This window comes from Chlamydia sp. 17-3921 (assembly GCF_902705545.1).
Classification (GTDB): domain Bacteria; phylum Chlamydiota; class Chlamydiia; order Chlamydiales; family Chlamydiaceae; genus Chlamydia.
In genome coordinates this window covers 38,955-54,626 of sequence record NZ_CACSHH010000015.1, presented here as the reverse complement: position 1 = coordinate 54,626, position 15,672 = coordinate 38,955, and the positions used below count along the sequence as shown (strand labels likewise).

Sequence of the window (15,672 nt, the reverse complement as noted above, 5' to 3'; positions counted from 1 at the left end):
TAGTATAAATCAAATGTTAAGAGGAATCAAGGGAGGATTCAGGTTTTATTTTGAAATAGTGTTTTGCGTTTCAATTACTATAGGCTGATTTTTAAAGTGTTTTTAAAAAATGAGTAACTATTTTTTGGATAATGGTATCACTATGAGGAGAGTTTTCTAAACTATGTCCTGTATTACAATATGTTTGGAATGTCATTCCTCCTGGAGCCATTTGCTTAAACAAGCGTTGTTGCGTCAGAGAGACAATGTTGTCGTCTTCCCCCTGTTGATGTAGGATACGCATCTTAGGATAAGGAATAGAATTCACCACAATATGATCTTGAAGACAAAGAATGTCATCAATGTCACAGGGGCAGACGACTAAAGGCAAAGGTCCTAAACCAAAGTCTTTGCCTACACAACTGGCGCTGTCCTTGTTTGTGTTAAACTGTGTATAAAGCTCTTTTAAAAGAATTCCTCCATCAGCGATAGGAGCCCAGAGACTTAGAGATTTTAATACAAAATCTTTGGGATTATAAACTTTGGAAAGAGAGATAGCTGTATGACAGCCTAAAGAGAATCCTGCGGCTCCTAGCCTATTTGAATCAACTTCTGGATAGTGTTTAATAGTTAGAAAAATATCTTTACCATTCTCCAGATATAATTTTATTGGAACAGAGTTTGAACAGCCTTCGCTATCTCCACATCCTGCCATATCAACACGTACACAGGCTATCCCATTATATGCAAGCTCTCGTGCAAGCTTTCTATAAAGTTTTTGTATTCCACCAAGTTTGTTGCCTCGGAATCCATGAAATAAAACGACTGTAGGATAACCGTTTTTTGGCATTGTTGTTGTTGGAAGATGAAGGACTCCTATAAGATTATAATCCCCACTTTTGATATTAATAGCCCTACAGGTTTCTCTAAAATCTTCAGTTTCCAAGCTGATTTGGAGCATATCCTCGGAAATATTTGGAAATCCTGGAATGAGCGTGGCTTCCGATACCGGAATCACGAAAAGGAACGAAAACAATGAAATTAGCGCAACAAGATTTCTCACACACGTCCTGTTGATTTAAAGAAAAAGAATGCTAAAAGGTTAAGGGGGGATAATTTTTTTGTCAATATAGGGAGAAGTTGTTTAGTAATGAATTTTTTAATCTAAAAGTTCTTTGAAAGATTATAAAGACTCTTGTCTTTTCTCTAGGAGAGAAGTACACTAAGAAGCTTTACATTTATAACACTTAGTGTTTTCCAGGTTTTTATGCATTATGACCCCAATTTAATCGAGAAAAAATGGCAGAAGTTTTGGCAAGAGAACAAGAGTTTTAAGGCTACTGAAGATCAGCAAAAGACAAAGTACTATGTTTTAGATATGTTTCCCTATCCTTCTGGTGCTGGTCTCCATGTAGGGCATTTAATTGGCTATACTGCGACAGATATTATAGCAAGATATAAAAGAGCTCGAGGCTTTTCCGTTTTACATCCCATGGGGTGGGATAGCTTTGGCTTGCCCGCAGAACAATATGCAATGAGAACTGGAACACATCCCAAAATTACTACAGAAAAAAACATATCTAATTTTAAGTTGCAACTATCTGCTATGGGATTTTCTTATGATGAAGATAGAGAATTTGCTACTAGTGATCCTAATTATTATCGTTGGACTCAAAAACTCTTTCTTTTTCTTTATGAGCAAGGGCTTGCTTACATGGCAGATATGGCTGTGAATTATTGCCCGAAGCTTAGCACAGTCTTATCAAACGAAGAGGTTGAAAATGGACTGTCAATTGAAGGTGGATATCCCGTTGAACGGAAGATGCTTCGACAATGGATTTTAAAGATCACAGCTTATGCAGATAGGCTTCTAGAAGGTTTGGACGATCTTGATTGGCCAGAAAATGTCAAACAGCTTCAAAAAAATTGGATTGGGAAATCTGAGGGTGCAACTATTCGCTTTCAGCTTAATACAAAAGATTTTTTAGAAGTATTTTCCACGCGTCCTGATACAATTTGTGGCGTAAGCTTTCTTGCCATTGCCCCAGAGCATCCTAAAGTATCAGATTTAATAGCGGATGCTCAAAGAGAAGAAGTGGAAGCTTATATTCAAGAGGTCGCAAGTCGAAGTGAACGAGATAGGTTAAGTTTCACGAAAGACAAAAATGGCGTCTTTACAGGAAGCTATGCAAAACACCCCATTACAAATGAAGAAATTCCTATTTGGATTGCGGATTATGTAATTCTTAGTTATGGATCTGGAGTTGTTATGGGGGTCCCTGGACATGATGAAAGGGACCGAGAATTTGCAAAAAGTTTTTCTTTGCCTATTTATGAAGTTATAGATGCTGAAGGAGTGTGCATTCGAAGTCAGTTTGAGGATTTTTGTCTGGATGGTTTATCTGGACAAGAGGCTAAAAAATATACCGTTGAGTATTTAGAGAATTTAGGTTTAGGAAAAGCAAGAACTGCTTATAAATTACGAGATTGGCTTTTTTCACGTCAGAGATATTGGGGAGAGCCTATTCCTATACTTCATTTTGAAGATGGAACGAGTAGACCGTTAGATGATGATGAACTTCCTTTACTTCCTCCAGATATAGAAGATTATCATCCCGAAGGTTTTGGGCAGGGTCCTCTAGCTAAAGTAAAGGAATGGGTATTTGTCTATGATAATAAAACCGACAAACATGGTAGAAGAGAAACTCACACCATGCCTCAGTGGGCTGGATCTTGTTGGTACTATCTTCGTTTTTGTGATGCCCATAATTTTTTAGAGCCTTGGTCTAAAGATAAAGAGGCATATTGGATGCCTGTGGATCTTTATATTGGCGGGGCAGAACACGCTGTTCTTCATTTGTTATATGCGCGATTCTGGCATCAAGTATTTTATGATTCCGGTCTTGTATCAACAAAGGAGCCTTTTCAGAAGCTAATTAACCAAGGACTTGTTTTAGCAACCTCCTACCGTTTACCAGGAAAAGGTTATCTTTACTCTCATGAGGTTTATGAAAAAGGAGGTTTGTGGTTTACGAGTTCTGGAGAAAAAGTCCTTGTTCGTCAAGAAAAAATGTCGAAATCTAAACTTAATGGTGTAGATCCACAAACTCTAATAGAAGAGTATGGTGCGGATGCTCTGCGTATGTATGCAATGTTTTCAGGACCTTTAGATAAAAATAAGATTTGGTCTAATCAAGGCGTTGCTGGGTGTCGGCGTTTTCTCAATCGGTTTTTTGAACTAGTAACTTCTTCGAAAGTACAAGACGTTGATGATCGAGAAGGATTGGTTTTAGCATATAGACTAGTATACCGTGTGACAGAAGATATTGAAAAATTATCATTAAATACAATTCCCTCTACTTTTATGGAATTTTTAAACAATTTTTTAAAACTTCCAGTATATTCTAAGGCAGCTTTAACTTTAGCTGTTAGAGTTCTTGCTCCGATAGCACCTCATATTAGTGAAGAATTGTGGCTTTATTTGGGACATAAAGCTGGCATAGATCGCGTTGCATGGCCAGTAGTTGAAGAGCAGTACTTAACTGCAAACCGTGTTACAGTTGTTATTCAAGTAAATGGGAAGCTACGAGGTCGCTTAGATCTTAATAAAGATCTGCCTAAAGATCAGGTTCTTTTATTAGCAAGAAATGCGGTCGTTAAGTATTTGGAAGGAGTCCAAATCAAGAAAGAGATTTTTGTTCCGAATAAGCTTATAAATTTTGTTATATGATTAGGCGATTTTTATACCGATATTTTCAATATTTTTATGATTTAGCTTTAATCTTTGCTTTCATTTTATCACTTCCTAAGCTGATCTATAAAATGATTGTTTATGGAAAGTATAAGCGTTCGATAGGAGTGCGCTTTGGAATAAAGAAGATTGAAGTTCCAGGATGCGGTCCTTTGGTTTGGTTTCATGGAGCTTCTGTAGGAGAAGTTCGTTTACTTTATCCTGTTATCGAACGCTTTGTTGAAGAATATCCTCATTGGCGTGCAATGATCACAGCTTGTACAGAAGCTGGAGTGAAACAAGCAGAACAGTTGTATAGTTCTTTGGGCTTGGTTGTTTCTGTTTTACCTTTAGATTTTAGCTTAATTATCAAACCTCTAGTAAGAAGACTATCACCCTCTTTAATGGTGTTTTCTGAAGGAGATTGTTGGTTGAATCTTGTTGAAGAGGCTAAATGTATAGGTGCTTCTATAATTGTTATAAATGGACGTATTTCTGCAGATTCTTCTCGAGGTTTTAAGTTTCTAAAACGTTTAGGAAAAAATTATTTTTCTCCTGTAGATATGTTTTTACTTCAAGATGAAGTCTATAAACAACGTTTTCTTTCTCTTGGAGTTGCTGAAGAAAAAATACAGATCACAGGAAATATAAAAACTTATTTAGGAAAGCCTTCTTCCGGGAATTTAAGTCGAAGTTATTGGAGAAAACGTTTAGGTTTGTCCGCGGAAGATAAGCTTATTGTTCTAGGCTCTACACACAAAAGTGATGAAGAAAAATGGCTACCAATTATGGAGAAATTTTTTCAAAACAACATTCGTGTTTTGTGGGTTCCTAGACATATAGAAAAAACCAAAGACCTAGAGGAGCGCTTTCGTAAACGAAATATCCTTTATGGTTTATGGAGTCAAAACACTTCGTTTCAAGATGCCTCTGTTGTTATTGTAGATGAGATTGGATTACTGAAACAGCTTTACGTTGCTGGAGATGTTGCTTTTGTCGGTGGAACTTTTGATCCCAAAATAGGAGGACATAATCTTCTTGAACCTTTGCAAAGCAAGGTTCCTTTACTTTTTGGTCCTTGTCTTACCTCGCAATCAGAGCTTGCTGAACGTTTATTAGCAGCAAATGTTGGTATTTGTTTGGATGGTTCCAAACCTATTGCAGATCAGGTCTTGTTTTTGTTAAATCATCCTGAAGAAAGAAAAGCTTTGATTCAGAAAGGTATTGACTTCCTTATTGAAGAAGAAGTTTCTTTTGAACGTGCCTGGCAAGCATTAAAGAGCTTTATTCCCTTGTGTAAAAATACTCAAGTTTGATAGATTCATTGACTTATCGCGGGATAGAGTAGTGGTCATCTCGTTGGGCTCATAACCCAAAGGTCGGAGGTTCGAATCCTTCTCCCGCTATTTACCATCGTTTTTTGTGGCGGTATAGCTCAGGTGGTTAGAGCAGCAGAATCATAATCTGCGTGTCGTTGGTTCAAGTCCGACTACCGCTATACTTGTATACTTATTCAGGTCTTTTGAATAAAAATTTAAGGGAAGCGTCTGATCTTTGTCAGAATTCTAGCTTTTTTATTATCTGTTCTTATTTTCCCAAAGTAATGTTAATGGACGTTGATCTACGAGTTCTTCGTTCCCAAAATATTGTAATGGCCCAGGAAAACGATAGAAATCATTAATCAAGCAATCCTCACCTTGTTTTAGAAGATGTTGTAAAGCTGGGGTATTAGGATGTACAGAATCTGTTTTAATAACGGGAGTTGCTACTCCACAACGGTTTTCTATGTGCATCATTTTATATAGGGGAGTTCCTCCTCCTTTCCACTGAGAATAGGGCTCCGCTAAGTTATTTATTGTGACCATATAGCCCGTTTTTTTCCGAACAAGAAATAAAGCCGAAATGATTCCTAAAGCTATACCATAATTTGAATCAAAATTTGATGGGAAACCTGCTCGAGATTCGTAACCAAAAAAGTGGGTTACAGGGTGAAAATCCATTTTAGGCTCTATTTTTTGAATAGCTTTTTTTACTAAGATTGCAAGAAGTTCTTCAGTAGCAATCTTTGATACACGAACGTTTCCATAAGAATCTCTGGTGATTAGAATTTGACGCGCTATATCTACAGGAAGAGAGTGGAATGTTTTAAGAGCTTCTGGAGAAAGTTTTTCTATGATTTTTTCTAAAGAATTGTGTTGATCTAGAAGTAAGATATTAAGTTCATTAATAAGTTTTCGTGTATCAGAAATATGTTCGATAAGGCCTTCAGGAATGAGCATAGTGCTATAATTTTTTCCAGAACGGTAACGGCTAACAAGGCCTAAAGCAATGTGTTCACAAAGTTTTTGTAGGGAAATTTTCCTTATGGCGATGTGTTCGCTGATTAGGGTAATATTGGGCTGAGTTTGGAGGCCACATTCTAAAGTTGTATAAGACGCTTGTTGGCCCATAAGTCTGACAAAGTGGTGATATTTTTTTATTGAAAGGGTGTCTTTAGTAAGATTCCCGATCATTTCTGAATAGATGCGACATGAAGTGTGGAATCCTAAAGAAGTTTCTATCCAATGATTTTTAAGATCCCCATCTATAGTTTTAGGAACTCCAATTACGGAAGTCGAGCAGCCGTTAGTAAGAAAATACTCTGCTAACATTGCTGTGTTGGTATTCGAATTATTTCCTCCAATGATAAGCAAACCATCAAGTTTTAACTTTTTTACAGTCGAAAGAATAATACTTTTTTGTTCTTCAGTTTTAATTTTTTCTCTGCTGGAAGAAAGCATATCGAATCCTCCAACATTGTAATAATCATAAATTGTCGAGACGTCTAAATCTTTATAAAGTCCTCGAGATAACCCTAAAGGCCCTTTGATAAATCCGAATAATCGAGTTTTAGGATTGAATGCTTTTAGAGCATCAAACAAGCCAATGACAACATTGTGTCCTCCAGGAGCTTGACCTCCAGATAGAAGGACTCCTATTTTTAATGGAGAGGATGGAGTCGCCTCTCCCTCATAAATGGATACTTCAGGAATTCGACATAAGTTAGGAATTTTTTCTTGAAGTTCTTGCAGGTCTGTAGATGGCGCTGGGAATTCTTTAATGTGTTGCGATTTTATAGTTTTTAGAAAAGATAACGTGTCTGGACGATAACGTAAACGCTGAATTTCGAAGTAACTTTTATTTAAAGAGAGTAGTTCCACTGCTAGCCTTGAGAGATGAGTTCTCTTTTTAACCACTGTATAAGATCTGAGAAGATAGAAGAATTTGTAGAAACAAAGGAATGATCAATACTAGGATATGTTTTGAGTTCCAAAGGATTATTTTTGTTTGCAAAAGCTTCGACAAACAACTTTTGATGTTGTGGAGAAACTAGGGTATCTTGCAAACCTTGCATATAAAGAATTGATAATGTAGAAGAAAAAAGGTTGATTTCTTCAAGGATATTTAAATCTAGAAACTGAGAGCAGAAAGCTTTATTTATAGGAAACCCTGCATAGAGAATTTCTTCATTTGTTGAACTGATAATTGGTTGGAGTTGATTTAGAGTTTCTTGAAGCCATAAAGAGCCTAGAATTGTCGGAGCCCAGAGAGCTAGGCTCTTTATTTGTGGCATTGCGGCTATATTAAGAAGAGCAAGAGTCCCTCCTAAAGAGGAGCCAAAAATGGCAATGTTTTTATTGTCTACGTAAGGTTGCTCAAGAGCATAATTTATAATTTCTCGTACACTAGCTTTATAGTCTTCCAGGGAAAAATCTTGAAGATGTCGATCGCTATCTCCATGTCCTGGAAGGTCGATTCTTAACGAAGCTATTCCTGATTTAGAAAGTATTTCAGCAAGGTGAACGTGAGATCTATTAGTTCCTGTCTTATCTGAAGCTAAGCCATGAAGAATTATGACCAAAGGATGGGGAGCTTTGGAATATTTTGGAGTATGAAGAACTCCAAAAGTTGTTACATCATTTAGGAGAGTCATTGACAGCATAGAACGGTGTTCATGACTACTTGCCATACTTATTGTCAAAAGAGGATCCTATTTCTAGAGGTCTTAGTGATAATGTAATTTTTATGAATAAATTAGTCGAGAGAAATTCCCAAGTCTTTATAAAGACTCTTTAGATGGATTTTTTAGATATCTTTGTAGTTCTAATAACTGCCGTCAGGAATTTCCATGCAAACATGACATTGGTGACGCCAATGGTTGTGGTTTAAAAGCAATGTTAATGGAGGGAGATTATCTGAATGTGTTTCTGGTGGAGTTTGTAATTGGAGAGGTCCTAAGAATCTATAAGAATCTTCTAGAGCCCAAATTTTTCTGTAGAGTTTGAATTTGTTAAATGCTGGACTACCAATATCTATTAGGTGTTTTTTGATTTGAGGACATAGAGATCCATCGGATTTATGTTTTAACGTAAACATTTTTACTATGGGGATAGCTCGGAGACGCCACTTTTCAAAGGGACAAGCTAAAGATTCTATAGTGGCGAGATAACCGTTACAACGATGTTGTACCAAAACTCCAGCACCGAATCCTAAGCAGTAACCGTAATCATTATCAAATTTTGTAGGAACTCCAGAGCGCCCTTCATAACCTAAAAAGTGTGATATAGCATTAAAAGGAACCGACTTAAAATATTTTCGAAGATGATTTTGAACGAGATAGATTAAAAGTTTTTCAATACTGATTTTTGAGACATAAACATTCCCGTGGGCATCGCGATCATGAAGTAACTGATCTATGATTAGAGTTGGAAAGCTACGAATCAATAGTTGAGATTCTGGTGATAGTTGGGAAATCTTATTTGCATTATCTGGCAGGGTTTCTATTTCCTTAATAAGATTTGTAATTTCTGGGATAAATTCAATAATGCCTTCAGGAATAAGGATAATACCGTAATACTTTTCCATCGTAGCTCTATCTGCAATTATTGAGCAGATTTTATGGATGATAGTCTTTAGAGGAAGATTTTTAGCTGCGATTTCCTCTCCAATTAGAGCAATATTAGGATGTGTTTGAAAAGCACATTCTAAAGTAATGTGAGAGGCAGAACGTCCCATAAGCTTAATAAAATGGTAATGAGCTTTGCAAGATAACGCATCTCTTGAGATATTGCTAATAATTGACGAATAAAACTTTGTTGCAGTGTCAAAACCGAAAGTGAGATCCAATAAGTCATGTTGTAGATCTCCGTCTATAGTTTTAGGAACTCCAATAACAGAGGTTTTGGGGTAGACACTTGCTAAATATTCTGCAAGAATTGCTGTTGCGGTATTTGATCCGTCACCTCCGATAATCACAAGACCATCAAGATTTTGTGCTTTTATAGTTGCTAAGCAAGCCTCTTTTCCCTCTGTTGAGATGATGTTTTTTCTTCCAGTTCCTAAGCAATTAAACCCTCCAGAATTGCAAAATGGATAGAGAAATTGTTTTGTAATTTCTATAGTATTGTTGTTTGTTAAGCCGTTACCATTATCTAAAAACCCTAGAAGCTTCGAGTCTTTATTGTAGAGCTTTAGACTAGTTAATAATCCATGAATAACGTTATGTCCTCCAGGCGCAGGGCCGCCCGAAAGCATAACACCGACCTTTAAAGGTTTTGTCGGTTCAGGTTCCTTTGAAACGAACTTTAAGTAAGGAAGATTATGAGTTCGAGGGAAGAGTTTCTTGATTTCATCAGAAACTCTGCAGGATCTACTTTTATCTTGTTGAGGAATCAAGCTTGTCGCTTGCTGTAATTCTAATGGTAGAGGGGGAATGTAAGAATTGATTATTGTATCGAGATCTATGTAAGATGGATGCATAGGGAGCGATGATATTTTCGGTAATTTTGCAGCTTATTCTTATTCTATTTTCGAAACAATGAGAATTCCCTGAGAGAATTTTTCAATTAGATCAATCCAAGAACTTTCCACCATAGAGATCCTATACCCATCCAAATGACGATATTAAAGATACTTAGGGTAAATCCAGAGCGCCACCATTCTTTAACAGAGACAAGTTGGGATCCAAAGTATAGGGGAGCTGGACCAGATCCGTAATGGGTAAGACCTCCAAAAAGATTACTGGAGAAAGCTAATGCTAATGCAGCAAACATAGGGTTGGTTCCCAAAGAAATCGCTACTGCAAGAAAAACAGGATACATAGCTCCTATATGAGCTGTGTTACTGGCAAATAGGTAGTGAGAGTAAAAGTAAACTACAAAGAGCAGAGGAAACCCAACAATCCAAGGGAGATCGTTGGCCATAGCTGCTGCAGAGTCTCCAACGAGAGGAATAAAGCCAAGTTGGTTTAGGAACGAAGCCATCATGATTAAGGCTCCAAACCATATAAAGGTTTCCCATGCAGTACTGTTTGCTATAACATCTTTATGCCAATCTAAAATGTTTGTAAGGACAAGTAAGGAAATACCGATGAGAGCTGCTGTTGTTGCAGAAACTCTTAAAATGTCTCCAAAAGTCCATAGAACTATAAGAAGAGCAAAAATACTTAGGATGACTTTTTCACCTTTTTGCAAAGGTCCCATTTCCTTAAGTCGGAGTTTTGCTGTTCGAATAGCTTCTTCGCATGAGGTAATTGTCGGTGGATAGAGTTTATAAAGGACAACAGGCATGCACACAAGACTAATTAATCCAGGAAGAATCGCGGCTTTTGCCCATATTGCCCAAGATAGCGTGATACCGGCGTTGTTTGCTAAAGCTGCAACAAGTGGGTTTCCTGCCATGGCTGTAAGAAACATTGCACTACTAATGACGGAGCTTTGGTAAGCAACTTTAATAAGGAAGGCCCCTATGAGATTTTCTGTTCCTTTTTTTGAAGAACTCCCAAAAGATTCAGAAAGTCCTGTAACTACAGGATAAAGAATGCCTCCAGCTCTGGCTGTAACACTGGGAATTGCAGGAGCTAACAAACAATCTGTAATAACGAGACCATAACTTAGTCCTAAAGGGCTCCTGCCAAGAACACTAACAAAGAAGTAAGCAACTCGTTCTCCTAAACCAGTTTTTATTAAGCCTTTCGCTATAGAGAAGGAAAGAAAGACTAACCAGGCTATAGGATTATGAAATCCTGAAAGCCCTTGTTCTAGAGTTAAAGTGCGAGTAAGTAAGAGAATAGAAATTCCAATGATAACAACTGCTCCCATAGGAAGGGGTTGTAAAATAATTCCGATAATTGTTGCTGTAAATACAGCAAAAAGTTGCCAAGCTTTAGCATCTATGGATGCTGGGTGTGGAGAAAACCAAATACCTATAAGAAGGAAAATTAGAAAAAAAAGAGATAAAAAGCGCTTTTGTATGTTCACTAGGGACCTCATTTAGGTAACTGGAAAAAAGTTTATATTCATTGGTTAGGATTCTATAGGGAAATCTTCGAGCCATTTTTCCATTTCTTCCAGAGTATCGTTAATGAGCTCTGTGGAAGAGTAAAGTTCTTTTAGGCAAGATTCTACACTTTCTTCGTTTATGATGTTGATAATATCTTCCATATTAATAAAAGTCGTATCAATAAGGCCTGCTTGAAATGCTTTAGTTATCGGATAAAAAAGTTCTCCAGGATAAAGGGTGCATATTGAGGCTATAAGGCTGTCCCATGCAAATGAAGGAATTTTTTCTAATCTATAATTTATGAGTTCACCGAAATAGCGCACGGTAGCATCTCTAGAAGCTTTCCGAGAACCAACAAGGGTTGCGAGCCCAGAAATTGCTGCAGCTTTAACATAAGGATTAATATTTGGAGTTTCTATGAGTTCTTTAATGAGCGTGTTGTCATCGCACACACTTGCAAAGATCCTTGGAAGATCTTCAGTAAGAACATCACCAGCAATAGTGTGGGGTGTATCGTCTTCGAAGGCAAATAACTTAATGATTAGAGGCAGTGCTCTAGTTTCTCGAAATTGTGCTAGTAGGTACATAGCATAAAGATGACCTTGATAACTCCCGTCATTTACAATTTCTGGGATGCGCTTCGTTGCGTCTTCTAAGATTTGTAGAAGATAAGGGGTGATTTGAGCTTGTTTGACAATTGCAGCTTCTATAGCTTCTCTAGGGAGAATTCCTTCATCATAAGCGAGATCTTCCAAGATATGGGAAATATCCATGTCAAAGAGACTCCGATTTTTTAAGATTTGTTTGTCTCGTAACACGCCAAGTTTCTTCTGTCAATTGTTTACAAGAGGAGTTGGCATTTGAGATGCACTTTTCTAATCTAGACAATCGTGCATGGCTTAATTTCGGAGTATTATTGTTTATGTAAGGTCTTATCGGCATGACTCATTCTTAAATCTCTTGAGAAAAAAGAAGCAAGTCAAATAGATCTTATAACTCATTCTCAAGAGGGATTTGCCCGATTACAGTATACACAACTATTTTACATACTATAAAGAACTTTAAGCAAGTTCTTTATGATTATATAAGAGCTTCTTCTGATTTTAAGGAGAATAGAGGGATAGCATCAAGAAGCTCTTGTGTTTTTTCATGTAATGGAGAACAGAAGATTTGTTCTTTAGGAGCATGCTCTACGATTTGACCTTTATCCATAACGGCTATAGTGTCTGCTATATAGTATGCTGCAGACATATCATGAGTAATGAAAAGTAGGGTATTCTTATATTCTTGTTGAATCTTTTTAAAGAGTTCTAAAATTAGAGATTGATTTAAGGTGTCAAGAGAAGAAAGAGGTTCATCGCAGATGAGAAGTTCTGGACGGCAGACAATGGCTTTTGCTATAGCTACGCGTTGCTTTTGTCCTCCGCTAAGCTTATGTGGTTTAAGATCGAGAATTGTTCGAGGAAGGTTCACGAGTTCTAAGGTATTGAAAATTTCTTTTTGTTGTTCGGCTTTAGAATAAGTTTTCAAAATACGGAGAGGTTCTGAAATAAGATCTTTTATGGAGATTGTAGGATTTAAACTTGAGTGAACATCTTGCCAAATCATTTGAACGGTTTGAGCTTTTGGCTTGGGAACATCTTGATGAAAAATTATAGAACCTTCTGAAGGTTTTAGGAGTCCAAGAATAGCAAGAGCAAGAGTAGATTTTCCAGAACCACTAGCTCCAACAATGGTCACGCATTCTCCTCGTGTTAATGTTAGATTAATATTACTTAAAATTTTTTGATTACGAATGGATAAAGAAAGGTTTTTTAGGGTAACAAGATCAGTCATGTGCTACCATCTTAGGAGAAAAATATTTTTGAAACTTATTTTTTAAGATAAAAGTAGTATTTTTTTTCATAGGGATTTTAGAAACTGCATTGAGGAGTTGTTTGGTATAGGGGTGCTGAGGAGATGAGAAGATTTCTTGTACGCTCCCAGTTTCTACGATTTTTCCGTTGTTGATAATAGCAATATCATCACATAACTCTGTTACTAGAGCGAGGTTGTGTGTAACAAGAATCATGGCAGATTGGTTTTGTTTATGAAGTTTATGAAGAATTCTTAGAACTTGAGCTTGGGATACGGAATCAAGAGCTGTAGTTGGCTCGTCGGCAAGAATAAGTTCTGGAGAGCATGATAAGGCTATGGCAATTACAACTCTTTGACGCATACCACCACTAAGTTCAAAAGGATATTGATATAGGCAGCGTTGGGGATTTGGGATATAGACGCTAGAAAGAAGGTCTTGAGCTTTTTCGTAGGCCTCTTTTTTACTCATGTGTTGATGATGTTGTTGGAGGGTTTCTGAGATCTGCTCACCTATGCGCATGAAGGGAGTCAAAGAACCCATAGCATTTTGCAGGATTGTAGCAATTTTTTTTCCACGAATATTATAGAAATTTTTTTGCGAGAGCTGAGCAAGGTCTGTTCCATCAAATATAATTTTCCCTTCTATGATTTTGCAATTGCTGGGTAGGAAGCCTAAAATAGCTTTAGTAATCGTTGTTTTTCCCGAGCCACTTTCGCCAATAAGAGCGAGACTGCGTTGTTTTTTTAATTTCATAGAGAGTCTTTGAATCAAGACTTTATCAGGATTTTCAGAAATAATTGAAAGGTCAGAAATATTTAATAGGGAATCATCATTCATGGAAGTCCTCCTCAATGAATAAGACCTTAGCTCCTTCTCCAATAAGATTAAAGCTGATAGATAAGGCTATCATAAAAAACGAAGGGAAAAAAAATAGCCATGGGTAATAGTCGATGGCATTGATTCCTTCTTTTACAAGAGTCCCTAAGCTCGCTTGAGGAGGTTGAATACCAAGGCCGAGAAAACTGATAAAAGCTTCTGTATAGATGGCCCCTGGAATAGTAAAAATAAGCGTAGAAATAATTGGAGCTAGAGTGTTAGGAATTAGGTGCTTTGTTAGAATATGAAAAGTAGAGGCGTTCATGGCTTTTGCAGAGAGAACAAAACCCTTATTCTGTAGAAGTAAGAATTGCCCATAGATAATTCTGGATATTGGAATCCAACCGGTTATTGTCATGGCTAGAACAAGAGGAAAAATACCGTGATTGAAGATCACGAGTAAAAGAATTACTATAGGAATACGTGGTATAGAATAGAGAATTTCAGTAGTGCGCATCATTAGGAAATTAAGTTTTTGATTTCCAAATATAGCAAGTGTGGACCAAAGCAATCCTATACATACATCTATGAATGTAGCTATTAAAGCTATGAGAAGAGAAAGGCGAAGACCTTGTAGAGTTCTTGCTAGCATGCATCTGCCTAGAGAGTCTGTTCCAAAAGGAAAGCGTAGGCTAGGGGGAGCTAAAGTATCATTTAGAGATGTAAGTTCGTAATAAGGATAAATCCAAGGTAACAATATAGCTCCAAAAGTCAGTATAGAAAGAGATCCTAAACCTAATAGAAGCATTTTGTTATTGCGAATGCGTTTCCATACACTTAAGGATGAGGTGGAAAAGGTTTTGTCCATATACCTTCTTGGATAAGGATTTTAAGTTGATTGACCGACTCTATCGTCCAGTCTCTTTTTAAGCTAAAGAGGGAATTTTCTAATTTAAGATAATTTATAAGGATAGTTTTTTTTTCTTTTGTTTTGCTTCCTGTAATTGTAACGAATCTGAGGATCAATAATGGCTTGAAGAATATCTGAAAGAAGAGAAGTTAGCATAAATAGAGTACCATAAAATACTGCTAAACCTAGAATTACGGGGTAATCTCTTTGTTTAATACTACAAATAAACCATTTTCCTAGTCCTGGAACACAAAAGATACTTTCTATGGCAAAGGTTCCTGTTAAAACTGTTGTAATGAGGAATGCTGAATACGAGATTGTTGGGAATAGAGCATAAGGAAGGATATGTTTGAGAATGACTTTCAGAGACGACAGGCCTTTTGCATAAGCTAGAAGAATATAGTCTTTAGTTAACGCTGAAGATACTGAAGAAAAGGTAAGTTGTGTGATAAATGCCATGGGAGTAACTGCAAGAGCTAGAGTTGGCAGAATCGTATGAGCGAAACTTCCCCAACAAGCTACTGGTAATAAGGGAAGCTTTACTGCAAATATGTACTGCATAAGAGTGGCAAAAACAAAAGCAGGAATGGAGATTTGTAAGATGGATGCGCTAAGAATATAGCGTCCTTGCTTTTTCTTTTTTAGAGCTGCTAAAGCTCCCAAGGTAATCCCCCCTCCAATAGAGAGAATCAAACTTTGAATTCCTAGGATTGCTGAAGCTGGGAATGCCGAGGAAATAATACTTATTACGGAGCGATCTTTATAGACTAAAGAATTTCCGAATTCGAGTTTAAGTAGAGATTGTAGGTAAAGGATATACTGTACGTATAAGGGTTTATCTAGACCATATCGTGTTTTTAGTATTTGTAAGGTTTCTTCAGAAAGAACGTTACAGCTTTCGTCATTAAAAGGGTCTCCAGGAATTGTTTTCATAACAAAAAATGTGAGAGTCAGCACGATCCATAGGGAGAGAAAATTGAATAGAAGTCGTTTTTTTATATATGAAAACATAGGGGAGACCTGCTGTTAAATTTGTTTTAATAAGAGAAAAAGACCTCT

12 protein-coding genes and 2 tRNA genes are annotated in these 15,672 nt (G+C 36.9%); 4 read left to right on the top strand and 10 right to left on the bottom strand.

Annotated features, from left to right (window positions below; translation table 11 throughout):
• Positions 1-91 precede the first annotated feature (91 nt).
• Positions 92-1,042 (bottom strand): alpha/beta hydrolase, encoded by a 951-nt coding sequence (locus JMS40_RS04040; protein ID WP_236558949.1) that lies wholly within the window; start codon positions 1,040-1,042, stop codon positions 92-94.
• Positions 1,043-1,246: 204 nt separating this feature from the next.
• Between JMS40_RS04040 and leuS the strand changes: the two genes are divergently transcribed.
• From leuS to JMS40_RS04020, 4 genes are all read left to right on the top strand, one after another.
• Positions 1,247-3,709, top strand: coding sequence for a leucine--tRNA ligase (gene leuS / locus JMS40_RS04035; RefSeq protein WP_201456995.1), 2,463 nt, complete (start codon positions 1,247-1,249; stop codon positions 3,707-3,709).
• Positions 3,706-5,025 carry a lipid IV(A) 3-deoxy-D-manno-octulosonic acid transferase gene (gene waaA / locus JMS40_RS04030; protein ID WP_201456994.1) on the top strand — a complete coding sequence of 440 codons (1,320 nt, stop codon included), beginning with the start codon at positions 3,706-3,708 and terminating at the stop codon, positions 5,023-5,025. Before leuS ends, waaA begins: the two co-directional genes overlap by 4 nt.
• Positions 5,026-5,042: 17 nt before the next feature.
• A tRNA-Met gene (locus JMS40_RS04025) sits at positions 5,043-5,115 on the top strand.
• A gap of 18 nt (positions 5,116-5,133) precedes the next feature.
• Positions 5,134-5,207, top strand: a tRNA-Met gene (locus JMS40_RS04020).
• Between the two features lie 79 nt (positions 5,208-5,286).
• Here the strand turns inward: JMS40_RS04020 and JMS40_RS04015 are convergent.
• The 9 genes from JMS40_RS04015 to JMS40_RS03975 form a co-directional block, all read right to left on the bottom strand.
• Positions 5,287-6,909 carry a diphosphate--fructose-6-phosphate 1-phosphotransferase gene (locus JMS40_RS04015; RefSeq protein ID WP_201456993.1) on the bottom strand — a complete coding sequence of 541 codons (1,623 nt, stop codon included), beginning with the start codon at positions 6,907-6,909 and terminating at the stop codon, positions 5,287-5,289.
• A 2-nt stretch (positions 6,910-6,911) separates the two neighbouring features.
• Entirely contained in the window at positions 6,912-7,718 is an 807-nt protein-coding gene (locus JMS40_RS04010; RefSeq protein ID WP_236558954.1) for an alpha/beta hydrolase, read from the bottom strand.
• Positions 7,719-7,852: 134 nt separating this feature from the next.
• Positions 7,853-9,508 (bottom strand): diphosphate--fructose-6-phosphate 1-phosphotransferase, encoded by a 1,656-nt coding sequence (locus JMS40_RS04005; protein WP_201456992.1) that lies wholly within the window; start codon positions 9,506-9,508, stop codon positions 7,853-7,855.
• Between the two features lie 86 nt (positions 9,509-9,594).
• Positions 9,595-11,007: an anion permease gene (locus tag JMS40_RS04000; protein WP_201457094.1), complete on the bottom strand. Its 1,413-nt coding sequence runs from the start codon at positions 11,005-11,007 to the stop codon at positions 9,595-9,597.
• 45 nt (positions 11,008-11,052) lie between these two features.
• Positions 11,053-11,802, bottom strand: coding sequence for a DUF1186 domain-containing protein (locus tag JMS40_RS03995; protein ID WP_201456991.1), 750 nt, complete (start codon positions 11,800-11,802; stop codon positions 11,053-11,055).
• 307 nt (positions 11,803-12,109) lie between these two features.
• The gene (locus JMS40_RS03990) at positions 12,110-12,865 is read right to left on the bottom strand and encodes an ABC transporter ATP-binding protein (protein ID WP_201456990.1); all 756 of its coding nucleotides are present in this window, start codon (positions 12,863-12,865) and stop codon (positions 12,110-12,112) included.
• Positions 12,858-13,724 (bottom strand): ABC transporter ATP-binding protein, encoded by an 867-nt coding sequence (locus JMS40_RS03985; RefSeq protein ID WP_201456989.1) that lies wholly within the window; start codon positions 13,722-13,724, stop codon positions 12,858-12,860. The genes JMS40_RS03990 and JMS40_RS03985 overlap by 8 nt, the downstream gene beginning before the upstream one ends.
• Positions 13,717-14,571 (bottom strand): ABC transporter permease, encoded by an 855-nt coding sequence (locus JMS40_RS03980; RefSeq protein ID WP_201456988.1) that lies wholly within the window; start codon positions 14,569-14,571, stop codon positions 13,717-13,719. Before JMS40_RS03980 ends, JMS40_RS03985 begins: the two co-directional genes overlap by 8 nt.
• A gap of 84 nt (positions 14,572-14,655) precedes the next feature.
• Positions 14,656-15,624, bottom strand: coding sequence for an ABC transporter permease (locus tag JMS40_RS03975; RefSeq protein ID WP_201456987.1), 969 nt, complete (start codon positions 15,622-15,624; stop codon positions 14,656-14,658).
• Positions 15,625-15,672: the final 48 nt, after the last annotated feature.